Origin of the sequence: Microcoleus sp. CAWBG640 (assembly GCF_020883015.1) — a bacterium.
Taxonomy (GTDB): domain Bacteria; phylum Cyanobacteriota; class Cyanobacteriia; order Cyanobacteriales; family Microcoleaceae; genus Microcoleus; species Microcoleus anatoxicus.
Window position 1 is genome coordinate 98,684 of the sequence record NZ_JAHRFC010000008.1, and the last position, 26,004, is coordinate 124,687.

General features: G+C 43.8%; 20 protein-coding genes. 10 read left to right on the forward strand and 10 right to left on the reverse strand.

Annotation, left to right across the window (positions count from 1 at the left end):
- Window position 1 precedes the first annotated feature (1 nt).
- The 8 genes from AAFP11_RS06520 to AAFP11_RS06555 form a co-directional block, all read right to left on the reverse strand.
- Window positions 2-994: an ImmA/IrrE family metallo-endopeptidase gene (locus AAFP11_RS06520; protein ID WP_341736290.1), complete on the reverse strand. Its 993-nt coding sequence runs from the start codon at window positions 992-994 to the stop codon at window positions 2-4.
- 266 nt (window positions 995-1,260) lie between these two features.
- Window positions 1,261-1,551: a 50S ribosomal protein L27 gene (gene rpmA / locus AAFP11_RS06525; protein WP_341736291.1), complete on the reverse strand. Its 291-nt coding sequence runs from the start codon at window positions 1,549-1,551 to the stop codon at window positions 1,261-1,263.
- A 31-nt stretch (window positions 1,552-1,582) separates the two neighbouring features.
- A complete protein-coding gene (gene rplU, locus AAFP11_RS06530; RefSeq protein ID WP_096829561.1) occupies window positions 1,583-1,975 on the reverse strand; it encodes a 50S ribosomal protein L21 in 393 nt (130 codons plus the stop codon).
- A gap of 686 nt (window positions 1,976-2,661) precedes the next feature.
- Window positions 2,662-2,877, reverse strand: a complete 216-nt coding sequence (locus tag AAFP11_RS06535) for a hypothetical protein (protein ID WP_341736292.1) — start codon at window positions 2,875-2,877, stop codon at window positions 2,662-2,664.
- A 195-nt stretch (window positions 2,878-3,072) separates the two neighbouring features.
- The gene (locus AAFP11_RS06540; RefSeq protein ID WP_341736293.1) at window positions 3,073-3,570 is read right to left on the reverse strand and encodes a DUF3122 domain-containing protein; all 498 of its coding nucleotides are present in this window, start codon (window positions 3,568-3,570) and stop codon (window positions 3,073-3,075) included.
- A gap of 64 nt (window positions 3,571-3,634) precedes the next feature.
- Entirely contained in the window at window positions 3,635-3,994 is a 360-nt protein-coding gene (locus AAFP11_RS06545) for a c-type cytochrome (RefSeq protein ID WP_341736294.1), read from the reverse strand.
- Window positions 3,995-4,178: 184 nt separating this feature from the next.
- Window positions 4,179-5,387 carry a hypothetical protein gene (locus tag AAFP11_RS06550; protein ID WP_341736295.1) on the reverse strand — a complete coding sequence of 403 codons (1,209 nt, stop codon included), beginning with the start codon at window positions 5,385-5,387 and terminating at the stop codon, window positions 4,179-4,181.
- Window positions 5,388-5,622: 235 nt separating this feature from the next.
- Entirely contained in the window at window positions 5,623-5,931 is a 309-nt protein-coding gene (locus tag AAFP11_RS06555) for a hypothetical protein (protein ID WP_341736296.1), read from the reverse strand.
- 125 nt (window positions 5,932-6,056) lie between these two features.
- On the opposite strand from AAFP11_RS06555, the gene apcA reads away from it, so the two are divergent.
- From apcA to AAFP11_RS06570, 3 genes are all read left to right on the forward strand, one after another.
- On the forward strand, window positions 6,057-6,542 hold the full coding sequence (gene apcA, locus AAFP11_RS06560; protein WP_333176795.1) for an allophycocyanin subunit alpha: 486 nt from the start codon (window positions 6,057-6,059) through the stop codon (window positions 6,540-6,542).
- 149 nt (window positions 6,543-6,691) lie between these two features.
- Window positions 6,692-7,177 (forward strand): allophycocyanin subunit beta, encoded by a 486-nt coding sequence (gene apcB / locus AAFP11_RS06565; RefSeq protein WP_006634930.1) that lies wholly within the window; start codon window positions 6,692-6,694, stop codon window positions 7,175-7,177.
- Window positions 7,178-7,534: 357 nt separating this feature from the next.
- Window positions 7,535-7,738, forward strand: a complete 204-nt coding sequence (locus AAFP11_RS06570) for a phycobilisome linker polypeptide (protein WP_340518781.1) — start codon at window positions 7,535-7,537, stop codon at window positions 7,736-7,738.
- A gap of 134 nt (window positions 7,739-7,872) precedes the next feature.
- Here the strand turns inward: AAFP11_RS06570 and AAFP11_RS06575 are convergent, their stop codons facing one another.
- A complete protein-coding gene (locus AAFP11_RS06575) occupies window positions 7,873-10,614 on the reverse strand; it encodes a bifunctional acetate--CoA ligase family protein/GNAT family N-acetyltransferase (RefSeq protein WP_341736297.1) in 2,742 nt (913 codons plus the stop codon).
- A 274-nt stretch (window positions 10,615-10,888) separates the two neighbouring features.
- Between AAFP11_RS06575 and AAFP11_RS06580 the strand changes: the two genes are divergently transcribed.
- From AAFP11_RS06580 to AAFP11_RS06610, 7 genes are all read left to right on the forward strand, one after another.
- On the forward strand, window positions 10,889-13,705 hold the full coding sequence (locus tag AAFP11_RS06580) for an ATP-binding protein (RefSeq protein WP_341736298.1): 2,817 nt from the start codon (window positions 10,889-10,891) through the stop codon (window positions 13,703-13,705).
- Window positions 13,695-15,416 carry a response regulator gene (locus AAFP11_RS06585; RefSeq protein WP_341736299.1) on the forward strand — a complete coding sequence of 574 codons (1,722 nt, stop codon included), beginning with the start codon at window positions 13,695-13,697 and terminating at the stop codon, window positions 15,414-15,416. Before AAFP11_RS06580 ends, AAFP11_RS06585 begins: the two co-directional genes overlap by 11 nt.
- A gap of 26 nt (window positions 15,417-15,442) precedes the next feature.
- The gene (locus AAFP11_RS06590) at window positions 15,443-16,870 is read left to right on the forward strand and encodes a diguanylate cyclase (protein WP_341736300.1); all 1,428 of its coding nucleotides are present in this window, start codon (window positions 15,443-15,445) and stop codon (window positions 16,868-16,870) included.
- Between the two features lie 273 nt (window positions 16,871-17,143).
- Complete coding sequence (gene pflB, locus AAFP11_RS06595; protein WP_341736301.1) at window positions 17,144-19,372, forward strand: formate C-acetyltransferase; 2,229 nt, start codon at window positions 17,144-17,146, stop codon at window positions 19,370-19,372.
- Window positions 19,373-19,518: 146 nt separating this feature from the next.
- Window positions 19,519-20,259, forward strand: a complete 741-nt coding sequence (gene pflA / locus AAFP11_RS06600; protein WP_341736302.1) for a pyruvate formate-lyase-activating protein — start codon at window positions 19,519-19,521, stop codon at window positions 20,257-20,259.
- 304 nt (window positions 20,260-20,563) lie between these two features.
- The gene (gene adhE / locus AAFP11_RS06605) at window positions 20,564-23,176 is read left to right on the forward strand and encodes a bifunctional acetaldehyde-CoA/alcohol dehydrogenase (RefSeq protein WP_341736303.1); all 2,613 of its coding nucleotides are present in this window, start codon (window positions 20,564-20,566) and stop codon (window positions 23,174-23,176) included.
- A gap of 667 nt (window positions 23,177-23,843) precedes the next feature.
- On the forward strand, window positions 23,844-25,043 hold the full coding sequence (locus tag AAFP11_RS06610; RefSeq protein ID WP_341736304.1) for an FtsW/RodA/SpoVE family cell cycle protein: 1,200 nt from the start codon (window positions 23,844-23,846) through the stop codon (window positions 25,041-25,043).
- 59 nt (window positions 25,044-25,102) lie between these two features.
- Here the strand turns inward: AAFP11_RS06610 and AAFP11_RS06615 are convergent, their stop codons facing one another.
- The gene (locus AAFP11_RS06615) at window positions 25,103-25,765 is read right to left on the reverse strand and encodes a Crp/Fnr family transcriptional regulator (protein WP_341736305.1); all 663 of its coding nucleotides are present in this window, start codon (window positions 25,763-25,765) and stop codon (window positions 25,103-25,105) included.
- Window positions 25,766-26,004: the final 239 nt, after the last annotated feature.

The window sequence follows — 26,004 nt, forward strand, 5'->3', positions numbered from 1 at the left end:
GCTATTCTCCTAAAATTCTGTCTAAGTAATCAGCATTGTCATCACTTAATTCATCCCAATTTAGATGCTGCTGTAAAAAATTGTTAATAATTTTTTGTCCTTCTTTATCATCATCAATCAAATTTAGACATCTTCTAGACAATCCAAAATATGTCTTGTTATGCCAACCATAATTTAAAGCCAATGCACATGGATCAATAGTTAAGTCATTTTTACTACGTTGAATAATTTTATTCTTTAGCTGTACTGCATTATAAAAATTTTGATTGCCGAGGAAATTATCAAAACTGTTGACTAGCAATTTAACTGCAAACTGATTACTATCTATTTCTTCTTGATCATCAGAGTCTTGCTTAATATCATCATCAATCAAAATACCTTCTTCAATATGACCAAGGGCTAGATGACCCAGTTCATGGGCAAGATGGAAGGCTAACAATGCCGGATTAGTATGACTACTACTTAAAACAATCACGGGATAATCACCTTGCCATTGGATCATGCCTGTAATTTTGCGTTGCTTCTTAGGGTAATTATTGAAATAAATAACAACAATACCATGTTGCCAGCAGTAATGAATCAAGCTGTATAAATTAACTTGAGGATGTTTGGCAACAATCTCTGAACGGACTTGATCCGGGTCAGATGGAATCGGTTTAAATTCTAGCTTTATAGCATTAGCAACAACTTCCGCCACCCGTGAAGCAAGTTGATGGGCGACATCAGGTAAGTCTGTTTGACTCTGTTGATGATACTTGAATTTTGTGTGAGGTAATGGTTGAAACTGAGGCTTTTGATTCTCGGCTAAAAGACTTTTGAGGTCTAGGCGCAGATGTTGGGCAATATGACCAGCCCCCTGTAGGACGGCGACGGGCTGATTGTCTAGTTCTTCATTCCACCAACTAGGCAAAACTTTGTCTCGAACGAACTGTTTAGGAAAACCTATCGCCAAGAGTTTCCTATAAAGAACAGACATTGATAATGTTTGTGTCATTGGCTTACCCTCCCTAGGAAAATTAGCGTAAAATTGTTATAAGCTAATTACAGAGAATATAAGAATATAACTATTAGATTTTTTATAGAGTGTCAATTTCTATTATACCATGTCTTCAAATGTAATCGGTATATTGAGATAGAAAATCAGGAGGCAGAGCCTCTAGAAATGCGTTCCCAGGCAGAGCCTAGGAACGAGGAATCAGGAGGCAGAGCCTCTAGAAATGCGTTCCCAGGCAGAGCCTAGGAACGAGGAAACTATCCAAATTAAACTGCTACAAGTTCAGCCACAGGTGCTGCTACAACAACAGGATAAATGCTAACTTTCTTGCGAGTTTTGCCCTTTCTTTCAAAAGTCACCACACCATCAATCATGGCAAACAGAGTATCATCTCTGCCAATACCAACATTATTACCAGGGTGAACTTTCGTGCCGCGTTGACGAATCAAAATGTTGCCAGCTTTGACAACTTGACCGCCGTACTTTTTGACACCAAGACGCTGAGAATTAGAGTCGCGTCCGTTACGTGTACTACCTGTACCTTTCTTATGGGCCATGATTTCCTCAACTTTAATTACTGACTATTTTTTATTCTGAATCACTTTCGCCGGTTTGGGGAGTTTCCACAACAGCTTGAGTTAAGTCTCTCGCGGCCAAAACAACACCATTGACGCTGATGGAGTCAATCATAAAGCGAGTTGTTTCTTGACGGTGCCCTTTTTTCTTCCGAGTTTTCTTTTTCGGCTTCATCTTATAGACGAGGACTTTGCGACCCCGGAAATGTCGCAGAACAGTTCCTTCTACTGTGGCATTTTCTACTAGAGGTTGGCCGATGTGAACATCATTTTCGTGCTGGATCAGAAATACTTTGTCGATGGTGACTTTGGATTCAGCTTCGACGTGAAGCAGTTCGATGTCGTAGAAGCGGCCTGGTTCTACCCGAAATTGTTTGCCGCCGGTTTCAATAATTGCGTAAGTCATGGGATGGTTGTTGAGATTGCCGTACAGGTAGCTGAGTTGTCAGTTGTCCGTTGCGGTGCCCTGAGCGTAGTCGAAGGGTTCGTTGTTGTGAACTTTTGACTGAGCACTTTTGACGGCTGACGGTTTTTCAGCTTTTGGAATGTCTTAACCTGATCCGAGCCGGATTTAGACAGACAATCTACGATTATGGGCGATTTGGGTATTTTTGTCAAGTGAGTCGGCGGTTGAAACCGCGTCTACAAAAACGAAGTCCGGATGGTGCGCGGACTAAGTATTTGCTAACTGGTTCCCAGGCTCTGCCTGGGAATCAATGTCTAGAGGCTCCGCCTCGCTTGCTGCTTGCTGCTTAACTGGTTCCCAGGCTCTGCCTGGGAATCAACGTCTAGAGGCTCCGCCTCGCTTGCTGCTTGCTAACAGAAAATTGGAGGCAGAGCCTCTGGATCTGCGTTACCAGGCAGAGCCTGGGAACGAGTAGAAACAGCAATCTGTGACTACGTTTGACCTTAAGTTGTCACCAATGGGCTCTGCCTGGGAACGAGTAAGTGGCGTGTAACGAAGTATCTCGGAAAAAACCTGGTTTCTGACCACCCTTGGGTAAGTCCTATTGATGATTTGTATCGATCGCCCTTAATTCTCTCCAAAAGTACGCGCGTGCGGAGCTATCCCAAAGGGAATCGCACTTAATTTCAAGCAGCAGCAGAACAATTATTCGATCGCAATAATTCCCAAGCTTGGTGTTTTACTCTACCTTCCATTACCTCTGTTTGCAAAGTAATAAAAGCCTCAAAATCTTCCAAACCGTACTTTGTCATCTGCAACTGTTGCCGCAACTGTTCTTCCGCATCAACCGTGAGACAACCTGTCGCTAAAGCTTTTCGGACAATGGTAGTGATTAATGTCATAGTAAATGTTCCTTCCAATAATATGCACACTCTAAAACAGTCGATTTTTTTAACCAGACTAATCTCACTTTGAGTTTGTTTCACAATTATGGTTAAAAATAGCCAATATCTACCTTGAGGCATATCAAATATACCGACTTTTTTTCACAGGCAATGTAGCCTTTATCACATTCAACTGCAATCCGTAGGCACAATTTAACTTATATCTAACAACCGCCTCCATTCCCTTACCGCAAAAGTTGGAACCAAGATTTGTAGATCTTTTTTACCTTGGACTGGCAAATTTAAGCCTAAAGGTCGATCGCTCTCCAATTGGGCCACCATTAATTTAAAATCGTACTCTCCCACGTTAACCGGCAAATCCGATTTTCTCCAAATATCGTTAGCCAGCGCCAGTTCCAGATTCCCCGCCACCACCTTCAGCGCCACTGGGTGATCCAATTGGGTGCCAGGAAATCCCACCAATCTCAGGTTAAGAGAGTCTCCTCGGCCCGATCGCACTCGCTTATACAAAACAACTTGCCATGCTTTGTCCTGATTATCCCGCAAGCTTTGTACGGATCTGAACATTACTCTGTCCCCGGTTTCTGGATATTTGTGAATCGAAGCCAAGGCTGGTGGGTTGTTGGTGATGGTTAGACAGAAGCACAATGTAATAATTGTTACAATTTTCCGCCAATCATGTTTTTCCATTTGGCAATACTTCCAATGAAGGTTTATGCTCAGAACTTTAGTCCCATTAGATGACGCATAGTCCTTATTTCCAATCACTTTCAGCTTGCGACAACACGTAGGCTGAAACATCGATAATTTGTTGTTCAGATAAGCGATCTTTGTAAGACGGCATGATATTCTTACCGTTGGTGACTAAATTGGCAATATTGGCGATCGAGTCCATCTTATATTTTTTTAATGCTTTTTGTTTCAAATTTTTGCCACGTCTAATAATGTTGCCACCATTGCTATGACAACCCGCACAGTTGGCGCTGAAAACTTCTGCCGCGGTTGCAGGATTTGCAGTTGCATCTGCCAAAGCAATTTGGGGAATAATCGTAATTAGTCCCAAGGTCAAGGTCAGAATTAATAGGAAACCAGCGAATATTTTTTTCAAGTTCATTAGCCAAATCCTCTATTTTTAGGTTTCAAACAATCTACTAACATAATATTATATCCAATGTGGCACTAAAAAATGATTATTAACAGTTAACTGTCAACTGTCAACCATCAACTGTCAACTGCCAACTGTCAACCATCAACTGTCAACCATCAACTGTCAACTGCCAACTGTCAACCATCAACTGTCAACCGTCAACAATCTCACCATTAATTTCGCCGAACTCGATTTGATTTCCCACCGCGAGAGTCAGCGTACCTTCTGGTTCTACCAGTTTCATATCGCCTTGACTGTCTGTGGCCCACCAAGCCCGATCGGATAAATTGGTCAATCCCAATGAAAGAGGCTGTGCGGAACGAGAATTCACAACTGCTACTGCACCATTAGATGCAGTAGATTTTAAAGTAGATATGTCGGAACTAAACAATTGAGTCCCTACACTCAAAGGGATAACTTTGCTGCTTAATTTTAGGGAAAATTCGCTATTAACGAAAGATTTTTCCGCCGGATCTGCTGATATATATGTAGCTGGAATTTTGGCAGAATTGGCAACGGGCAAATCCGAGTTGCCGACGGTAATTGTACAATTTCCTAATTTCTTTTGATCGCCCGATCGCAAATAAGTCACCGCCCCATTATCAAAATTTTCGCAGACAATTTGTCCAGCCTCCAATTGAAAGCGCATAGCCAAGGGCGAAATATTCGGAATACAGATAATAGACAAATTATCATCACTACCAAAAGTCACCGGTTCGGCACCAATAGTCAGAGTGCGATTGACTCCGTTATCGTAACTAATTACCAGCCAAGCTTTGTTAAACAAAGTTTCAGCTACAACTAGCATAATGCCAATCCAAAAGCCGATCGCCCCACAGCCCGCTAAACGGCCCACAGTACCCGATAAAGAATAAGCGAACAAAATAAACAAACATCCGCCCAACACGCCCCCAACACCGCCTCCGCCCGCGCCGCGCAGCATTCCTAAGTTGGGAATCCGTTTGGAAAGTGCCAGCCCTAACAAACTGCCAGCTATTCCCCAACAAACTACTCGCAATAATTCATTGGGACCAATGCCGCTGTAAATAGCTTCTGCGATCGCCCCAGAAATCGCCCCTGCGATTAAACCAAACAATCCCCCATTCTTGAAAGCTGATTTAATTTGAGGCTTGCCTTTGATGTAGTAATAATAGCCAAACATAATCGCTGTAGCAATGCCACCGCCTACCAATCCAAACCAGCGGGCGGTGGAAAGTACACTCTCAAAAAAAGATACCGAACCCGACAGGCGATCGAAATTCATGAAAGGTTCGGTGATTAAATTACCCACGAAACCGCCGACGGCACCGCTAACACCAAACTGCAAAGCTTTTGTAATGGCTGATAGATTTCTTTTCAAAGCGCACCTGGTTGAAAATTACAGCAGAATTTGACTACAAGCTCGAAAGTCGGAATTTCCGATCGCACCTGGGCGAGCCCTCACCTCCGGCTTTTTTATACCTAGGAATTTAAAGTGGGGAAGCCAAACCACCACGCCCCAGCTAAAACACCGAGCATTTATAAGTCGTAATGCTTGGTATCAGAAGATTATAGCGTTTTGAGCGACATAATTTGGGGATGCCAAAATCAGTGCTCTAGACCCCAAAATGAAAACGAATGTTACAAACTATTACAGTAACACTCAGAATGTGAACATAATGCCTCAAAATACTTGCGTGAGGTAGTTGCGTCACAGAATCAAATTCCTGACCAACTATCGGACAGTCACTCGATCGCCACCTAATCATTGCCATCTCGATCGCAAAATTAGAGACAGCAGCAGTTATGTGTGGTATCGTAAGCGACAGGCAAAGTGCAGCCAAAAACAGCGCACCGGCGTCAGAACAAGCGCCGTCAAACGCCCAAGGTAGCAACCAGCCAACAACTTCAACAGTTGGAAGCAAGGTAAATTCCCGAAAGCGTCAAAGCTCCTGCCGCAAGCCAGAGGTACGGGATGCAAGCGCCCACCATCGCCATGCAGAGCGTGGAGCAGTTCGTAATTGCAAAATATCCAGCGGGTACACACAAGATGAGTATCGTCACCAAATCAATCGTCAACGCAGACGCTGAAGCTCGTTACCTGAGCCCAGGCGAATTAGACCGGATCAAAAGCTTCGTCACCTCTGGTGAACGCCGCGTCCGCATCGCCCAAATTTTGAGCGAATCCCGCGAACGTATCGTCAAACAAGCAGGCGATCAACTTTTCCAAAAACGCCCTGATGTAGTTTCCCCTGGTGGTAACGCTTACGGCGAAGAAATGACCGCAACTTGCTTGCGCGACTTGGACTACTACCTGCGTTTGATCACCTACGGAATCGTAGCTGGCGACATTACTCCGATCGAAGAAATCGGTATTGTTGGCGTCCGCGAAATGTACAAATCCTTGGGAACCCCCATTGAAGCCGTCGCCGAAGGCGTTCGCGCCATGAAAAATGCAGCGAGCTCGCTGCTTTCTGGAGAAGATGCTTCCGAAGCTTCCTCTTACTTCGACTACGTTATCGGTGCGATGCAGTAAAGATTTTAGGTTTTAGATTGTGAGTTACCAGCCTGGAGCCACAAGCTTTTGCAGATAAATAACCACTGTATAAATCTGAAATCCCAAATCTCAAATCCGAGCTACAAAATTGGACTGAACTCAGCCACTTTCTAGGAAACAAGACCATCATGCAAGACGCAATTACCGCCGTTATCAATTCCTCTGACGTTCAAGGTAAGTACCTGGATATCAGCGCTCTAGACAAACTAAAAAACTACTTCGCTTCTGGTGAACTGCGCGTCCGTGCCGCTACAGCCATCAGCGCCAATGCAGCCACAATCGTCAAAGAAGCAGTTGCTAAGTCTCTGTTGTACTCGGACGTAACTCGTCCCGGTGGCAATATGTACACCACTCGCCGTTATGCAGCTTGCATTCGCGACTTGGACTACTACCTCCGCTACGCCACCTACGCCATGTTGGCTGGCGACCCTTCCATCCTGGATGAGCGCGTGCTCAACGGTTTGAAAGAAACCTATAACTCCTTGGGCGTGCCCATCGGTTCTACCGTACAAGCTATCCAAGCTATGAAAGAAGTCACCGCCGGTTTGGTCGGTTCAGACGCTGGTAAAGAAATGGGCGTCTATTTCGACTACATCTGCTCTGGCTTGAGCTAAGACGAAGGACGAAGGACGAAGGTAGAAGGTAGAAGGAAAAAGGAAGAAGGAAGAAGGAAGAAGGAAGAAGGAAGAAGGAAGAAGGAAGAAGGAAATAAAAATATTTATTTCTTACCTTTAGGAACTTTAAACTTTTAAACTTTTAAACTTTAGACTTTTAGACTTTAGACTTTTAGACTTTTAGCCTTTTCTTTTGGAAGAAGTCAGGGAAGTTACGAGTGATTGCTAGACCGTCAAAGGCTTGTCGAGAATACTGGACGAGTTTTAATGAGCTAGTTTTGATTCTTAACTCCCTGTCTTCAATGTTTTAAAAATCCATCTAAAAATCAGTAAACCTACTTCAGGAGGTAGTTTCCCATGAGAATGTTTAAAGTGACTGCTTGCGTCCCCAGCCAAACACGCATCCGCACTCAGCGCGAATTGCAAAATACCTATTTTACTAAACTTGTTCCTTACGATAACTGGTTTCGGGAACAACAAAGAATTATGAAAATGGGCGGCAAAATTATTAAAGTGCAACTGGCTACTGGGAAAGTTGGTGCTAATACTGGTCTACTTTAAGAGCCGGCGCTGGATTAGTGTAGGGTTAAGAGGTTGCGATCGCGACCTCTTTTTTTTTGTGATTTGGTAGCCAGAAGGTAGAAGCTAGAGCAAACGAGTTCGCAGGAAAATCCAACTAATTCTACCGATAGAACTTACACAAAAATAGCCTTCAACATTCCTGTTTCTCGATCGGCCTGAAATTCAAATCCCAACTTCCGACAAAGGCTCTGCATCTGGTAATTACTGGTGAGAATATAACCCACGATCGCCGAAAGCTGTTCGTCCTTCCCAACTTCTAGAAGTCGCCTTAAAAGTTCGGTCCCCAAACCTTGATGCTGATAGCCATCCCCCACAATCAAAGCAAATTCAGCTTCATTTGTCCCGTGCAACTTACTCAGCCTTCCTACTGCCAAAATCTCATGTTCTAAGGTTTGCGGAACTTGGCGATCGGCAACTAACAGCATTTCGCGATCGTAATCAATAAAACAAATTCGAGTCAATCTTTCGTGAGCAATCCGCTGCTTGAGCTTCACAGTATGAGCATAGCGCAAATAGACGCTCTCCTCCGAAAGACTTTGATGGAACTTGACCATCAGTGGCTCGTCTTCCGGGCGAATTGGCCTAATCGTTAAACGATCGCCCTTGGGTGACTCCCATTCCTGCACGTATTTCGTCGGATAGGGACGAATTGCAGGTAGTGGCTTCTGGGCGAAATCGGCCGTTGTGTGGAGCAAAACCCGCGCATCCAGAGCAACCATACCTTCGGGAGAAACCAGCAGAGGATTGATATCAATTTCGCGAATCTGTGGCTGTTCCACTATTAACTGACTAAAACTCACCAGTAACTGTTCTAGTTTTGCCAAATCGATCGCCTTTCTGCCGCGAACACCTTGTAAAGCTTGATAAATGCGGGTTTGTTCCATCATTCGCCGTGCTAGGGTTGTATTTAAGGGAGGTAACGCCAGCGCCCTATCTTGAAAAATTTCCACCAATTGACCGCCCATACCAAATAATATTACCGCGCCAAACTGCGGATCGAGACTGCTACCCAAAATTAGTTCGTAGCCCTCCATTTTCACCATTGGCTGTACAGTTACGCCCAAAAATGCTTCAGGGTCGATCGCACTTAATTTTGATTCGATTTCCTCAAATGCTCGACTCACAGCCGCCGCATCACATAGATTTAGCTGTACACCACCAACATCAGTTTTGTGAGTAATCGTTTCTGAATGCAGTTTCAGAACTACAGGATAGCCAAAGCGATCGGCAATTTCCACAGCTTCCCTACCGCTGGTAGCAATGGATGTAGCAATTGTGGGAATACCATAGGCGGCGAGTAATTGCTTTGATTCGTATTCTGTTAATAGAGTGCGATCGCTCTTACGTACCTTCGTTAAAATTTGTGCGGCCAAAATGCGATCGGGTGCATGAATCTCGGAATCCGCAGGTAAAGAAGGAGTCTCATAAATGCCCCGCAAATTATAGGTATACTGCCACATATAGTTAAACAATCTGACAGCAGTATCGGGATAGGGAAAGGTGGGAATATGTGCTTGATTGAGAATTTGCGTTCCCGCTGCAATTTCTGCACCGCCCATCCAACTAGATAAAATCGGCTTCCCTAATTTGCTATAAGCCTTGAGTTTTTCTGCGGTTAGAGTGGGATTAGTCATCGCTTGGGGAGTCAAGATAACTAAAAGTCCATCACTATTTGGATCGCTCGCAACAACTTCTAAGGTTTGGGCATAGCGATCGCTGCTAGCATCACCTAAAATATCGATCGGATTATGATGGCTCCATTGAGCAGGTAAAAATTGATTTAATTGCTGTAATGTTTCTGGTGCTAGTTCAGATAATGCACCGCCGCCACTAATTAGCGCATCAGTGGCGATCGCCCCTGGGCCCCCAGCATTAGTCACAATCGAGAGCCGATTACCCTTGGGGCGAGGTTGTTTTGCCAGAATTTCCGCCATATCAAACAAGTCAGAAATCGTATGGACGCGCAATACACCACAGCGACGGAAAGCGGCATTCAACACTTCATCAGTACCAGTTAAAGCTCCTGTATGGGAAGCAGCAGCTTTAGCCGCCGCCTCAGTTTGTCCTACTTTGAGTACAATAATCGGTTTATCCATTGCGACTTCGCGGGCGGCTGATAGAAATGCGCGAGCATCGCCGATCGATTCCATATACAAAACGATGCTATGGGTATGGGGATCGTCACCAAGATATTCAATCAAATCTCCCCAACCGACATCGAGCATTGAGCCGATCGAAACAAAGGCACTAAATCCCACATTTTCGCCCAAACTCCAGTCTAAAATCGAAGTACAGAGCGCCCCACTTTGGCTAATGAAGGCGACATTACCCGCACGGGCGATCGTACCTGCAAAAGTGGCATTTAGTCCGATCAGAGGATTCATTAAGCCCAGACAATTTGGCCCAATAATTCGCATCCCCCCCCGCCGCGCCTCTGCGAGCACTTGTTGTTCTAAAACGACACCCGCCTCACCAATTTCTTTGAAACCAGCAGAAACAATAATTGCACCTTTGACTCCCACTGCTACACATTCTCGAATTACCTGGGGAACTGTCGCCGCAGGGGTAGCAATCACCGCTAAATCGACAACTTCTGGTACACTAGCAATGTCAGGATAGGACTTGATGCCCAATACGCTGGGACGTTGGGGATTGACGGGAAAAACCGTGCCCCCAAAGGGACTGCGAATCAAGTTCCAAAGTATAGTCCGTCCGACGCTTCCTTCTCTTTCGCTGGCACCAATCACAGCCACGGAGCGGGGATGAAAGATACAATCGAGGGGATGGCGCTGTTCTTTCCAAATATCATGGGCCCGATCGCATAGGGATGTTGGATTGGTTGAAAATTTTTCCATTTCATTCTCCCGATCTTAGCGATCCATCGACGCTATTTTTTTAGCTTTAATTTTTCTATTCATCACCTAGATTAACCTAATCCTCTAAAATTTGCAACCTCATCTACAATGGCAATAAATCTGCATTGTTTGAGCTTTGTTGCTAATCATTATTGAAAGGACTATTGCAGGGTGCGTCAGTAAATAAGCGTTTTGTGCCTAATAAGTGTTCTAGCTGACGCACCCTACAAGCCTCGTTTGAAGATTTTTGATTTACTTGAACCATTGATAAGCTATGATTAAAACTCGCCCCAATCAATCCCAAAAAACTAGACAAATTCCCCTGAGATTAGTTCTAATTGTCCCCTTTGTGGTGCAAATTGTCGGCGCAGTGGGTCTGGTTGGTTATCTTTCTTACCGCAGTGGACAAAAAGCAGTAGAAGATATAGCAAAACCTTTGATAGCAGAAATTAGCGATCGCATTGACCAAAATCTAAACAATTATTTGCAAAAACCTAAAGAAGTTACCCGCAATAATGTTGCTGCGATCAAACTCGGTATTTTAAATTATAAAGATTTTTCAGAAGTAGAGCACTATTTATGGGAGCAATCGCAGATTTTTGATAAATTGAATGCCTTAGTAATCGCCACCGAAACAAAAGATATGCTCGTTATAAATAAGCTGGATGATGGTTCTCGTGTCGTCCGCATAAGAACCAAGTTAAATAACTACAAATGGAATAATTACTTAACTGACAGTCAAGGAAACCACACCAACTTAATTCAAGATTCAAAAAATAACGACCCTCCCCAGAAATCCCCTCCAGAAAATCGTCCTTGGTATGAAGTTGGAAAAAAAACACCCAGTGGGATTTGGCAGATAGTTGTTTCACGAATAAAGTTAGATGATCCCAGATTAGTAGCGGCTTATGTATTACCCTTCTTCGATCAAAATAATACCCTTCAAGGAGTTGCCAGTTGCTCCATTTCTCTATTCCAACTTGGGGATTTCCTCAAAGAATTAAAAATTGGCAAAACAGGTCAGGCTTTTATCTTAGAAAACAAGGGATTGTTAATCGGTACTTCCACAGGTGAAACTCCCTTTGTTCCAAGTTTAGTAAGCTCTCTCAAGTCCGATAAAGAGAAAGATGATCCCAACCAATACAGATTAAAGGCTGTGAATAGTCATGAAGAAATGACTCGAAAAACCACTAAAAAATTACTGGAATATTTCGGTGGACTTGAGCATATCAAAACCAAACAAGAACTTAGCTTTACAGACAATGGTAAACGTTACTTTGTTCAAGTTGTTCCATTCCAGGGGCAAAAAGATTTAGATTGGCTAACAGTTATTGTTATTCCTGAAACTGACTTCATGGCAGAAATTCAGGCAAATGCTCGTTGGACAATTTTATTGTGTGGTCTGACTCTGGTTGCCGCAACAGGGATTGGTATTCTCACCGCCCGTTGGATTACTATACCGATTTTACGATTAAGTCAGGCAAGTCAAGCTTTAGCATTAGGAGAATGGCAAAATTATGGAATAAAAAATGGCTCTATAGAAATTCAAAGTATTACAGAAGTAGCAAATCTGGCTGATTCTTTTAATAGTATGGCTGAACAGTTACAAACCTCTTTTGAAACCTTAGAACATCGGGTAGAAGAAAGAACAGCAGAGCTAGTCATTGCTAAAGAAAAAGCCGAAGTAGCTAACCAAGCTAAAAGTACCTTTATTGCCAATATGAGCCATGAATTGCGATCACCTCTTAATGCTATTCTCGGTTTTTCTCAATTGATGATACGCTCTACAAACTTGCCATCGGAACAACATGAAAATGCGGGCATCATCTATCGCAGTGGCGATCACCTATTGACACTGATTAATAATGTTTTAGATTTATCGAAAATTGAAGCAGGTAAAACTACCCTCAATCCTCAAGACTTTGACTTACATCGCTTGCTAGATGATTTAGAAGATATGCTGCATCTAGGTGCAACTAATGCAGGCTTAAACTTGCTCTTTCAGCGTACTGAAAATGTCCCCCGCTATATCTGCACCGATCAAGTCAAATTGCGTCAGGTTATAATCAATTTACTCAGTAATGCCATCAAATTTACCTCAGAGGGTCAAATTACTCTCTATGTCTTTCAGGGAGACCAAGAAACCACAGATGTTTTTAATCTCCATTTCCGTGTCCGTGATACTGGGGTGGGTATTGCTGCCGCAGAATTGCCCAAACTCTTTGATGCTTTTTCTCAAGCACAGGCAGGAAAAGAGATGCAAGAAGGAACGGGTTTAGGTTTAGCAATCAGCCAGAAATTCGTGCAACTAATGGGAGGGGATATTTCGGTAGAAAGCGAATTAGGAAAAGGCACTCTTTTCCAATTCTATATTCAGGCAAAACTGGGTCAAGAAACAGTCAGCAATAGTTCAGAAGAACATCCAAGAGTGCTGGGACTTGCTCCCGGTCAACCTACCTACAAAATTCTTACCGTAGATGATAAACCCATTAATTGTCAATTATTAATTAAGTTACTCGCGCCGTTGGGATTTGAGGTCAAAGAAGCTACTAATGGTAAAGAAGCGATCGCAATTTGGGATGAATGGGAACCTCACCTAATTTGGATGGATATGAGAATGCCTGTTATGGATGGTTATGAAGCTACAAAATATATTAAATCTACCACCAAAGGTAATGCTACGGCGGTGATTGCTTTAACGGCAAGTGTTTTAGAGGAAGAAAAAGCGATCGTGCTTTCCGCGGGGTGCGATGACTTCCTCCGCAAACCATTTGCCGAACATACAATTTTCGACGCACTGGCTAAACATCTTGGTGTAAAATATATCTTAGCGGAAACAACTTCACCAAACTTAAACGAGCAAGCAGAGAGCGTCTTGACTTCACAACACTTCACCTGTATGTCTCAAAAATGGATTACCCAACTATACGAAGCTGCTCTTGAAGCAAATACCAAGCTTGCCTTACCACTGCTAGCAGAAATTCCCCAGACAGAAACTTGTTTGATACAATCATTGACCAAACTGGTACGTCAATTTCAATTTGAACAAATTCTCGACCTAGCCGAACCCCTGATAAGCGATGAATCTTAATTCTGAAAGCGACAATAAAGGTAATATTCTGATTGTAGACGATCTCATCGAAAATTTACAATTACTAAGCGATGTGCTCTTCAAACTTGGCTACACTGTTCGCAGCGTCACCAGTGGAGTGATGGCACTGAAAACCATAAAAGTCAAGTGTCCAGATGTGATTATTTTAGATATTAAAATGCCACAAATGGATGGTTATGAAGTCTGTAAAGCCATCAAATCCGATGACAATCTACGCCACATTCCCGTTATTTTTATTAGTGCTTTAGATGATGTTTTTGACAAGGTAAAAGCCTTTGAGTCAGGGGGCATAGATTACATTACCAAACCCTTTCACATCGAAGAAGTCGTAGCGCGTCTGGAAAATCAGTTAATTATTCAACGTCAGCAACGGCTTCTGGAAAAAGAGATTAATATCCGCAGAGAAGCAGAAGAGGTAGTATATCAATCGAGGGCTTTACTTGCTAGCGTTTTAAATAGTTCCCTGGATGGTATTGCAGCAATGCAAGCTGTCCGCAACCCCGTAACTGGGGAGATTGATGATTTTCGTTGTTTAGTTGTCAACCCGGTGATTGCTAGAGTTTTCAAACGCACCCGCGAACAGATAATTGGTAAATTGGTACTCAAAAAAATCTTGCATCGTATCGCCCCAGAACTCTTTAATGGGTTCGTCAATATTGTAGAAAATGGAGAGAGTTTAGCCAAAGATTTTTACTATGAATCAGTGTCTTCTTGGTTTCATTTTGTAGCAGTAAAATTGGGTGATGGTTTTGCTATTACCATCCGCGATATTACTGCACGGAAACAAGCGGAATTTCAATTACAAGAACAAGCTGAAAGCTTAAAAATTACTCTCAGGGAACTCAAACGCACCCAAGCAAAACTCATCCATAGTGAAAAAATGTCTTCCATTGGGAATCTGGTTGCAGGTGTGGCACATGAAATTAACAATCCAGTTAATTTTATTCACGGCAATCTCAGCCCTGCTACGGAATATTTCCAAGATTTACTAAATTTGGTAAAACTATATCAACAACATTTACCCGATCCCCCACCAGAAATTCAAGCAGAAATCAAGGCTATTAACCTAGATTTTTTGCAAGAAGACTTGCTCAAACTGCTTAATTCTATGCAGATAGGAACCGAACGCATTCAGGAAATAGTTCTGTCCCTGCGGAATTTCTCCCGTCATGATGAGGCTGAATTCAAACGAGTGGATATTCATCAAGGTATCGACAATACGCTGATGCTTCTCCAAAATCGCCTAAAAGCGACGCTAAAAAATCCCGAAATTACCGTAATTAAAAATTATGGTGAACTACCGTTGATTGAGTGTTATTCCGGTCAACTTAATCAGGTATTTATTAATATAATAAATAATGCTATAGATTCCGTACACGCTCATTTCACAGGCGATATACCAAAAATAATAATTCAAACTCAAGTTCATAATAATCATGGAATATCAATCAAAATATCTGATAATGGCTGGGGAATTGCTAAAGAACTGCAATCCAAGTTGTTTGACCCTTTCTTTACCACAAAACAGGTAGGAGAAGGTACGGGACTGGGACTGTTTATCTGTCACCAGATTGTGGTTGATAAACACGGTGGGGATTTATATTGTCACTCGATCCTAGGAAAAGGAGCAGAATTTGTTATTGAAATTCCAATAAAAAAACATACAGTAAACATTAATTCTTCCATATAATCATTAATTAAATAACTTTAAAAGCCATGAATTTAAATCACAAACAACCAGAAAAAGGCAACATTATTCTAGTAGACGATCTGATCGAAAATTTACAATTACTAAGCGATGTGCTCTTCAAACTTGGCTACACTGTTCGCAGCGTCACCAGTGGAGTGATGGCACTGAAAACCATAAAAGTCAAGTGTCCAGATGTCATTCTGTTAGATATTAAAATGCCACAAATGGATGGTTATGAAGTCTGTAAAGCCATCAAATCCGATGACAATCTACGCCACATTCCCGTTATTTTCATTAGTGCTTTAGATGATGTTTTTGACAAGGTAAAAGCCTTTGAGTCAGGGGGCATAGATTACATTACCAAACCCTTTCACATCGAAGAAGTCGTAGCGCGTCTGGAAAATCAGTTAATTATTCAACGTCAGCAACGCCTGCTGGAAAAAGAAATTAATATCCGCAGAGAAGCGGAAGAGGTACTATATCAATCGAGGGCTTTACTGGCTAGTGTTTTAAATAGTTCCCTGGATGGTATTGCAGCAATGCAAGCTGTCCGCAACCCCGTAACTGGGGAGATTGATGATTTTCGTTGTTTAGTTGTCAACCCCGTGATTGCTAGAGTTTTCAAACGCACTCGTGAAGAGATGATTGGCAAATTGGTACTGAAAAAGTTTTTGAGCAATGTTGAACCAGAACTATTCCAGCGTTTCGTTGAAATTGTGGAAACCGGGGAACCTTTAGAGCACGATTTTTACTATGAATGGGAAGAGTCTTCTTGGTTTCACTGGGTAGCCGTAAAATTAGGTGATGGTTTTGCTATTACCATCCGCGATATCACTACACGTAAACAAATGGAAATAGCTTTCCAAGAAACCAATCAAAAACTAGAAATATTGGCGAATTTAGATGCTTTGACTCAGGTGGCTAACCGGGGCTGTTTCAACAATCGTCTCCAAAGCGAGTGGCAACGATTAGGGCTAGAAAAGCAGCCACTTTCTCTGATTTTATTGGATATTGATACTTTCAAAAGCTACAACGACTACTATGGTCATTTGGCGGGTGATAATTGCTTAGTTAGCATAGGGAAAACATTACAAAAAGTAGTCCATCGTCCCGCGGATTTAGCAGCGCGTTACGGTGGCGAAGAATTTGCGTTACTCCTCCCCAATACGGATTTGGAGGGAGGGATTAAGATAGCACAAAACATTCAGCAAGCAATTCATAGTTTGGCGATTCCCCATGAGCAGTCTCATGTCAAGAATACCCTCACAGTTAGTTTGGGAATCGCCTCACTCATCCCTAGCTTAGAATTGGAGCCAGATACTTTGGTTGCTCATGCAGACAAAGCACTATATCAAGCAAAAAAACAGGGGCGCGATCGCTATTGTGTATATAGTATTTCTCAGTCCCCTGTGCCCCCCACCCCCCCCCAGCCCCCCCCAAGGGGGGAATGGTAATGGGGCATAGGGTATTACTAATTACCAATTACCTATTACTAATTACCAATTACCTATTACTTATTACTAATTATCGCTCTTACCTCATCTTTCTGAGAAAGGCTATATATAGCTGTTGACAGGACTTGATAAGTGCGATCGGACCATCAAGCAGTTAACTTTTGTAAAAACATGACAGCATTTCCATGGGAGATGATGGGATAGATATATAATGGAGACAAAAGATGAAAGAGCGACATCTTTAAAAAGAGTCCAAAATAGGAGGTTAAAGCTATGTATGCAGAATGGTACGGCTTTACAGAAGGGAGTTGGACAACAGAAATCAATGTCAGGGATTTTATTCAAAAGAATTACACGCCCTATGAAGGGAATGCCGAGTTTTTAGTAGGACCAACGACAAGGACTCAGAAGCTTTGGCAAGAAGTTTTGGAACTAATGAAGCTAGAAATTCAAAAGGGTGTATTGGATGTTGATACCAAAGTACCCTCTTCAATTATAGCCCATGACGCTGGATATATAAATCGCCAACTCGAACAAATTGTGGGTTTGCAGACAGATAAACCTCTGAAACGGGCCATCATGCCCTATGGCGGAATTCGTGTGGTGAAAGCTGGTTTGGAAGCCTATGGCTATCAGCTTGACCCGCAAACAGAAGAGGTTTTTACTAAATATCGCAAAACCCATAATGACGGCGTATTCGATGTTTATACTCGTGAAATGCGGATGGCGAGGCGATCGGGCATTATCACAGGTTTACCTGATGCTTACGGGCGCGGGCGGATTATTGGGGACTATCGGCGCGTGGCTTTGTATGGAGTCGATCGCCTAATTGATGACAAAAAAGCTCAGCAAGAATCCCTCGAACTCGACATGATGGACGAGGAAACAATTCGCCTGCGGGAAGAGTTATCAGAACAGGTGCGGGCTTTGTTTGAACTGAAGGAAATGGGGGCGAAGTACGGCTTTGATATTGGTCGTCCGGCGGGTAACTCCCAAGAGGCTGTGCAATGGCTCTATTTTGGCTATCTAGGCGCTGTCAAAGAGCAGAATGGGGCGGCGATGTCCTTGGGTCGAGTATCCACGTTTTTAGACGTATATTTCGAGCGGGATTTACGCAGTGGATCGAGATCGGAAGTTGACTTGCAAGAACTGATCGATCATTTTGTAATGAAGCTGCGGATGGTGCGCTTTTTGCGGACTCCTGACTACAATGCGCTGTTTTCCGGCGATCCCACTTGGGTAACAGAAGCGATAGGCGGCATGAGTGCAGACGGTAGAATACTGGTAACAAAAAGCAGTTACCGATTCTTGCACACACTCTCAAATCTCGGCCCAGCACCAGAACCAAACCTGACTGTATTATGGTCAGAACATTTACCAGAAAAATTCAAAGAATTCTGCGCTAAAATTTCTAGCGACACCAGTTCGATTCAGTACGAAAACGATGATTTGATGCGCCCCACCTATGGCGATGATTATGCGATCGCCTGTTGCGTATCAGTGATGCGAATCGGCAAACAGATGCAGTTTTTTGGCGCAAGGGTGAACCTGGCAAAAACTTTGCTGTATGCTATAAATGGTGGTAAAGATGAAAAATCTGGCGACCAAATCGCGCCTCTATTCGCACCAATCACTGCCGAATATTTGGAATACAAAGAGGTAAATGAACGGTTGCAGCAAATGATGGCGTGGCTAGCAAAAGCCTACATCAATACGCTGAACGTCATTCACTATATGCACGACAAATATTGCTACGAACGGCTGGAAATGGCGCTGCACGATCGCGATGTTTACCGTACAATGGCTTGTGGCATAGCCGGCTTGTCGGTGGTGGCTGACTCCCTCTCCGCGATTAAATACGCCAAAGTTAAAGTAGAAAGGAACGAGCAAGGTTTGGCGGTGGATTATCTGATTGAAGGCGATTATCCGCAGTATGGGAACAATGACGATCGCGTTGATAGTATGGCGATCGACTTAGTGCAACGGTTCATGAACGAAATTCGCAAGCACAAAACCTATCGTGGCGCAGTAGCAACTCAATCAGTCCTGACGATTACTTCCAATGTAGTCTACGGCAAAAAAACAGGCAGCACTCCCGATGGACGCAAGGCGGGAGAACCCTTTGCACCCGGTGCCAATCCCATGCACGGACGAGATTCTTGCGGTGCGATCGCCTCGCTATCTTCTGTGGCAAAATTGCCCTATAGTGACTGTCAAGATGGTATCTCGAATACCTTCTCAATTCTGCCCGCGGCCTTGGGAAGACTCGAAAGCGATCGCACGAATAATCTAGTTGGTTTACTCGATGGCTATTTCCATGATGGCGGTCATCATATTAATGTTAACGCCCTCGATCGGACCACCTTACTAGATGCAATGGAACATCCCGAAAACTATCCTCAATTGACGATTCGCGTATCTGGCTATGCAGTTAACTTCATCAAGCTGACTCGCGAACAACAATTAGATGTGATTAAACGGACTTTCCACGAACGTGTCTAGATAGCAAAGACGTCAATTCTGTAGGGGCAGGTTCACCAACCATAATTGCCTAAAACCAACCATCTCATAAACCTGCCCCGCCTACCATCTGTGTCGCAGACTAATCATCTTATAAACCCGCTCCAACCCCACTAAAAGCGAAATTCATGTCTGGAATTGGACGCATTCATTCAATCGAAACCTTTGGTACTGTTGACGGGCCAGGAATTAGGTTTATTGTCTTCACTCAGGGCTGTCCTCTGCGCTGTCTCTATTGTCACAATCCTGACTGTCGCAACGCCCATGATGGTAAAGAAGTGACAGTTGATTATCTGATGAATGAAATCAAAAAATGTAAATCTTACCTTCGGAAAGGCGGCGTGACAGTCAGCGGTGGCGAACCATTGATGCAGCCAGAATTCACCAGAGAAATATTCGATCGCTGTCATCAACTAGGCTTGCATACGGCCCTTGATACATCTGGCTATTGTGGTTTAGAAATTGCCAAACCAGTGCTAGAAATGACCGATCTAGTTCTACTAGATATCAAATCCTACATTCCCGAACTATATTACCAAGTGACCAATGTTTCCATCGAACCAACTTTAACGATGGCAAAATATCTCAGCGAGATTGACAAACCCACTTGGATTCGATTTGTGTTGGTTCCACACCTCACCGATAATATTGAAAACGTGGAGAAGTTAGCAGATTTTATCGCGACTCTCAAAAATGTGGAAAGATTGGAAGTTCTACCTTTTCATAAAATGGGGGAATATAAATGGGAACAATTAGGGCTTGCTTATGAGCTGAAAGATACACCACCCGCTTCGGCTGAACAGGTTCAGCAAACGGTTGATATTTTTCGCGATCGCGGGATAGAGGCGATCGGGGCGATCGCACTTTAGTTAAAGTTGGCTAGATCCCCCCTAGCCCCCCTTAAGAAGGGGGGGACAGGAATCTTCTCAAAGTCCCCCTTAAGAAACGGGGGGACAGGAATCTTCTCTTTCGTCCCGCTTAAGAAACGGGGGGACAGGAATCTTCTCTTTCGTCCCGCTTAAGAAACGGGGGGACAGGAATCTTCTCTTTCGTCCCGCTTAAGAAACGGGGGGACAGGAATCTTCTCTTTCGTCCCCCTTCTTAAGGGGGATTTAGGGGGATCTACAATCTCAGAATTTCACGACAATTTGACAACAATAAAGCCGAGGAGAATTGACAATGAAAGTCACCAACATAGATGAATTGAAACTGTTAATTGACAACGTAAAAACAGCACAAGCAGAATTTGCTACTTTTACTCAAGAACAAGTCGATCGCATTTTTAAACAAGCAGCTTTGGCTGCTAATGCTGCGCGGATTCCCTTAGCCAAAGCAGCGGTAAAAGAATCAGGAATGGGCGTAATCGAAGATAAAGCCATCAAAAATCATTTTGCCTCAGAAATGATTTACAACAAATACAAAAATGATAAAACCTGTGGCGTAATTGAATCAGACAAACATTTTGGCTACGAACGCATTGCCGAACCCGTGGGACTACTAGCTGGAATTGTGCCTGTCACCAATCCCACTTCTACTACAATTTTTAAATCTTTGATTGCCCTTAAAACTAGAAATGGGATCATTTTTTCGCCCCATCCCCATGCTAAAGAATGCACGATCGCAGCGGCAAAAATTGTGCTTGATGCTGCCGTAGCTGCGGGTGCGCCACGAGATATCATTGGCTGGATTGATGAGCCAACAGTGCCACTTTCCCAAGCTTTGATGCAAAACCCCGATATCAAGCTGATTTTGGCAACAGGCGGGCCTGGGATGGTGAAAGCGGCCTATTCTTCGGGACATCCTTCGATCGGCGTGGGCGCTGGAAATACTCCGGCAATTATTGATGAAACTGCCCATATTCAAATGGCGGTGAGTTCGATAATTTTGAGTAAAACCTTTGATAATGGCACGATTTGTGCTTCGGAACAATCGGTGGTTGTGGTAGATGCAGTTTATGAATCTGTCAGACAGGAATTTATCAAGCGCGGTGCTTATTTCCTGAATTCTGAAGAACGGGATCGAGTTCGTCAGGTGATTTTAACCGATGGACATTTGAATCCGAAAATCGTTGGACAAACGGTGAGCAAAATTGCGGAAGTTGCGGGGTTGGAAATACCAGGTAATACAAGAGTTTTGATTGGGGAAGTAGAGGCGATCGACAAAGATGAACCTTTTGCTTATGAGAAGCTGTCACCGATTCTGGCGATGTATCGCGCCACTGATTTTCATGATGCTGTCGAAAAAGCAGAAGCCTTAATTTTATTCGGGGGACACGGACATACTTCGGCGCTGTATACAGCCCCTAGCAATCAGGAACATATTCGTTATTTTGAAAACAAGGTGGAAACTTCGCGGGTGCTGATTAATACTCCATCTTCCCAAGGGGCGATCGGGGATCTTTACAATTTCCGTCTCGATCCTTCTTTGACTCTGGGCTGCGGTAGCTGGGGCGGTAATTCCGTTTCGGCGAATGTGACACCTCATCATCTGTTGAATATCAAAACTGTCGCCTCCCGTCGGGAGAATATGCTATGGTTCCGCATCCCTCCTAAGATTTACTTTAAGTTTGGCTGTTTACCAGTAGCGCTGCGGGATTTGGCGGGGAAAAAACGGGCTCTAATTGTTACCGATCGCCCTTTATTTGAACTCGGATTAACCAAAGAAGTTACTGATAGTTTGGAAGAAATCGGCATCGCTCACTATACTTTTTATGATGTGGAACCCGATCCTTCCTTAGCCACGGTGCGTAAAGGTTTAGCAATTTGCAATAGCTTTCATCCCGATGTGATTATTGCCTTTGGTGGCGGTTCTCCGATGGATGCTGCAAAGGTGATGTGGTTAATGTACGAACATCCCGATATTGAGTTTGAAGGATTGGCGATGCGATTTATGGATATTCGCAAGCGGGTTTATGAACTTCCACCCTTGGGAGAAAAGGCAATGATGGTATCAATTCCTACCACATCGGGGACAGGTTCGGAAGTTACTCCTTTTGCGGTGGTGACAGATGAAAAATCTGGTATCAAATATCCCCTTGCAGATTATGCTTTGACTCCAAATATTGCGATCGTCGATCCAGAATTGACGATGAATATGCCCAAACGACTGACAGCCTATGGTGGGATAGATGCGTTAACTCATGCGATCGAAGCTTACGTTTCGGTACTGGCTTCTGAATATACCAACGGATTAGCTTTAGAAGCAATTCGTCTGTTGTTCAAATATCTGCCCAGTGCTTACAAAAATGGTGCTAAAGACCCCAAAGCACGGGAAAAAGTCCATTATGCTGCTACGATCGCAGGCATGGCCTTTGCGAATGCTTTCCTGGGAATTTGTCACTCCATCGCCCACCAGTTAGGCGGAACTTGTCACATTGCTCACGGTTTAGCCAACGCCCTGATGATTTCCCATGTAATTCGTTACAATGCGACGGATGTACCCTTTAAGCAAGCCATTTTCTCGCAGAACAAGTATCCTAATAGCACTTGGCGCTATGCTCAGATTGCCAACTATCTCAACTTAGGTGGCGAGACTGACGAGGAAAAAGTTGAAAAGTTGATCGAAGCAGTGGAAGAGTTAAAACGTCAAGTGGAAATTCCAGCCACAATTCAAGAGGTACTCTTAGAACAAGGTATCGCCGATGACTTTTTCTTTGCTCATGTCGAAGAAATGGCCGATCGGGCTTTTGACGATCAGTGTACTGGTGCCAATCCCCGCTATCCTCTGATTGCCGATTTGAAGCAGTTACTGATGCAAGCTTATTTAGGTGAAGGCATGACACATTAAAAATCGAAAAAACCGGGTTTTCCGATGGGCAATTTACGCTTAGTAAATATTACCCAAAAACCCGGTTTATGACAAACAGCCTAAGATCCGAGGTGATATCAAATCCGGTAGGTAGCATTCTCCTGTATTCCATTAGTGTCAACTTAAGCCTGAAACCCTTGGTATCTCTTGCTTTTACCTAAGTCTAGATCCCCCTAAATCCCCACCCCCCCCTAGCCCCCCCCAAGGGGGGAAGGGGACTTTGAGAAGACTCTTGTCCCCCCCTTCTTAAGGGGGGCTAGGGGGGATCTAGATTTAATAGTCAAACAGCAGTCTCTGACTGGGTTTGACGTTAAGTTGACACCAATGCCTGTATTCATCTCTCAATTCTCTCCCTCTGTGTCCTCTGCGCTCTCTGCGGTTAAATCATGACCTCGATATTCTACTTAATAGTGCATATAGCAGTCCTAAATGAGTCGTAAAGTTTTTTACCCCACCCCAACCCTCCCCTTATGAAGGGGAGGGAGTAAGAAATTCACAAATGATTTAGGATTGCTATAATCCGATCGCAAATATTTCAATAAGCCGACAGTATCACTGCGATTATCGCGAACAAAACCCCAATAAACAGCAAACAAAATTCCCCTCACACTATTATTTTGAATAAGAATAAATAAACTAAAATCCTATGGCTGCTGATATTCGACGCTTCATTCCATTTTTAGACCCTACCGTATCTGAATGGGCTGCTGAGGCCCGCTGGCTGAGGTGGCTGACTTTCCTGTGGCTGTTTGTCGGGCTGACAGCTTTGTTCTCGGCTTCCTACCCGATCGCCAATTCAGAATTTGGAGATGGTCTTTATTATGTTAAACGACAGCTAATCGCAGTGGCGATCGGGCTGGCTGGTTTTAACTTGATGATCTACTCCCCCCTACGCTACCTGATCAAAACAGCTCAGTGGGGCATTCTGATGTTGCTGGGGTTGCTGTGGCTGACTTTAGCTCCCGGAGTGGGAACCACCATCAACGGGGCGACTCGCTGGATATCTCTGGGCCCTGTTCCAATTATTCAACCTTCGGAGTTGATTAAGCCTTTTTTCGTTCTCCAAAGTGCTCGCATTTTCGGCAACTGGCCCCGGTTGACGAATAAAGTTCGCTTTACTTGGTTGGGAATTTTCGGGGCGATGCTGTTGGGAATTTTGTTGCAGCCGAATTTGAGTACCACGGCTTTGTGCGGGATGACTTTGTGGTTGGTAGCTTTGGCGGCTAATTTGCCTGCTTTACAGTTGGGCGCAACGGCTATGGGGGGAATGCTGTTGGCGGTTTTAAGTATTAGTTTTCGGGAATATCAGCGCCGCCGGATTATGTCTTTTCTGAATCCCTGGGCCGATCCGATGCAAGATGGCTATCAGTTGGTTCAAAGTCTGCTGGCGGTGGGTTCCGGTGGTATTTGGGGTGTGGGTTTGGGGATGTCGCAGCAAAAGTTATTTTATTTACCGATTCAGTACAGCGATTTTATTTTTGCTGTGTTTGCTGAGGAGTTTGGTTTGGTGGGAGGTTTCTCGCTGTTGTTGATGTTGGCGGTGTACGCTACTGTGGCTTTGAGGGTGGCGATGAAGGCCCGGAATGTTGAGTCTCAGTTGGTGGCGATCGGGGCGATGGTGGTGATGGTGGGACAGTCGCTGCTGAATATTGGGGTGGCGACGGGGGTTTTGCCGACTACGGGTTTGCCGCTACCGTTTTTTAGTTATGGCGGTTCTTCGATGGTGGCAAGTTTTTTGTTGTCGGGGCTGCTGATTCGGGTGGCGAGGGAGAGTTCGGAAGCTGAGGTGGTTTCTTTGGAGGGACGCCGGAAACAGCCTGGAAAGGCGAATTTGCGATCGAACTAATATTTTCAGGTTGTTATTTGTTATTGGTTATTTGTTAACCAATAACCAATAACTAATGACTAATGACTAATGACTGCTTGAGGTTTGTAACCAAACAAATCGGATGCAGAGGCAAAACCCTCTTTTTTGAGAATCAAATGGCGGTCTTTGTCTCGACTGATTAACTCTTGCTGCTGTAATTTTCCCAGCATTCGCGTTACCGTCACGCGGGTAGTGCAAATCGCATTAGCAATATCTTGATGTGTTAAGCGGATATTTAAGCGCGTCCCTTCAACTACTGTCTGACCGAATTCTTGTTTCAATAATAATAGTAGCTGATATAAACGGTCTTCTACTCGGCGCTGTCCGGCGATCGCCAAAATTGCTTCCATTTGTCGCAGCCGCCTGCCCATTTGAGGCAGCAAATTCTGAGCTAATTGAGGAGAAGCTTCTATTTCCACCATAGAATACCAGATCAAGTAGACATCTGATGTCGCCGTAGCCCGGTAAGTCTGCAAGCTGGTCAACCATAAACCGAAGCACATGGAAGGCCCCGCCCAGCCTAAAAGTCCTTCTTCCCCACTTGGATAAAGGGTAGTCAATTGCACTAGACCTTGACAAACTTGCCACAGGCCTTGGGACATCAGAGGAATTGTTTCGCCTTTGGCATAAAAATGTAAGTTCCGATCGATCCCTGTGCTATGCTGGATTTCTGCTAAAGGTGGCTTAGAAGTTAGTGGCATATCTCTTTTTTCCAGCTAAAAAACAGTGGTTTGAGACCTATGTCTCTGACTCTAACTGATGAAGGTAAAGGCTTGGTAATCTTCTGGTTAGCGGAAAGATAAGCTTTGGTTAATTATTTTAACTTTGTATATTGATTGATGAATCGGCAGTTTTTGCGATCGAACTCTCAGAGTGTATACTGCTCAGGGGGTTATTTATTGAAAAAAATCATTTAAATTTTATAAAATAAGTCGCCAAC

Bases quoted from the DNA above. Each gene is read 5' to 3' on its own strand.
- AAFP11_RS06520 (WP_341736290.1), bottom strand. From the start codon at position 994: ATGACACAAACATTATCAATGTCTGTTCTTTATAGGAAACTCTTGGCG.
- rpmA (WP_341736291.1), bottom strand. From the start codon at position 1,551: ATGGCCCATAAGAAAGGTACAGGTAGTACACGTAACGGACGCGACTCT.
- rplU (WP_096829561.1), bottom strand. From the start codon at position 1,975: ATGACTTACGCAATTATTGAAACCGGCGGCAAACAATTTCGGGTAGAA.
- AAFP11_RS06535 (WP_341736292.1), bottom strand. From the start codon at position 2,877: ATGACATTAATCACTACCATTGTCCGAAAAGCTTTAGCGACAGGTTGT.
- AAFP11_RS06540 (WP_341736293.1), bottom strand. From the start codon at position 3,570: ATGGAAAAACATGATTGGCGGAAAATTGTAACAATTATTACATTGTGC.
- AAFP11_RS06545 (WP_341736294.1), bottom strand. From the start codon at position 3,994: ATGAACTTGAAAAAAATATTCGCTGGTTTCCTATTAATTCTGACCTTG.
- apcA (WP_333176795.1), top strand. From the start codon at position 6,057: ATGAGTATCGTCACCAAATCAATCGTCAACGCAGACGCTGAAGCTCGT.
- apcB (WP_006634930.1), top strand. From the start codon at position 6,692: ATGCAAGACGCAATTACCGCCGTTATCAATTCCTCTGACGTTCAAGGT.
- AAFP11_RS06570 (WP_340518781.1), top strand. From the start codon at position 7,535: ATGAGAATGTTTAAAGTGACTGCTTGCGTCCCCAGCCAAACACGCATC.
- AAFP11_RS06575 (WP_341736297.1), bottom strand. From the start codon at position 10,614: ATGGAAAAATTTTCAACCAATCCAACATCCCTATGCGATCGGGCCCAT.
- AAFP11_RS06580 (WP_341736298.1), top strand. From the start codon at position 10,889: ATGATTAAAACTCGCCCCAATCAATCCCAAAAAACTAGACAAATTCCC.
- AAFP11_RS06585 (WP_341736299.1), top strand. From the start codon at position 13,695: ATGAATCTTAATTCTGAAAGCGACAATAAAGGTAATATTCTGATTGTA.
- AAFP11_RS06590 (WP_341736300.1), top strand. From the start codon at position 15,443: ATGAATTTAAATCACAAACAACCAGAAAAAGGCAACATTATTCTAGTA.
- pflB (WP_341736301.1), top strand. From the start codon at position 17,144: ATGTATGCAGAATGGTACGGCTTTACAGAAGGGAGTTGGACAACAGAA.
- pflA (WP_341736302.1), top strand. From the start codon at position 19,519: ATGTCTGGAATTGGACGCATTCATTCAATCGAAACCTTTGGTACTGTT.
- AAFP11_RS06610 (WP_341736304.1), top strand. From the start codon at position 23,844: ATGGCTGCTGATATTCGACGCTTCATTCCATTTTTAGACCCTACCGTA.
- AAFP11_RS06615 (WP_341736305.1), bottom strand. From the start codon at position 25,765: ATGCCACTAACTTCTAAGCCACCTTTAGCAGAAATCCAGCATAGCACA.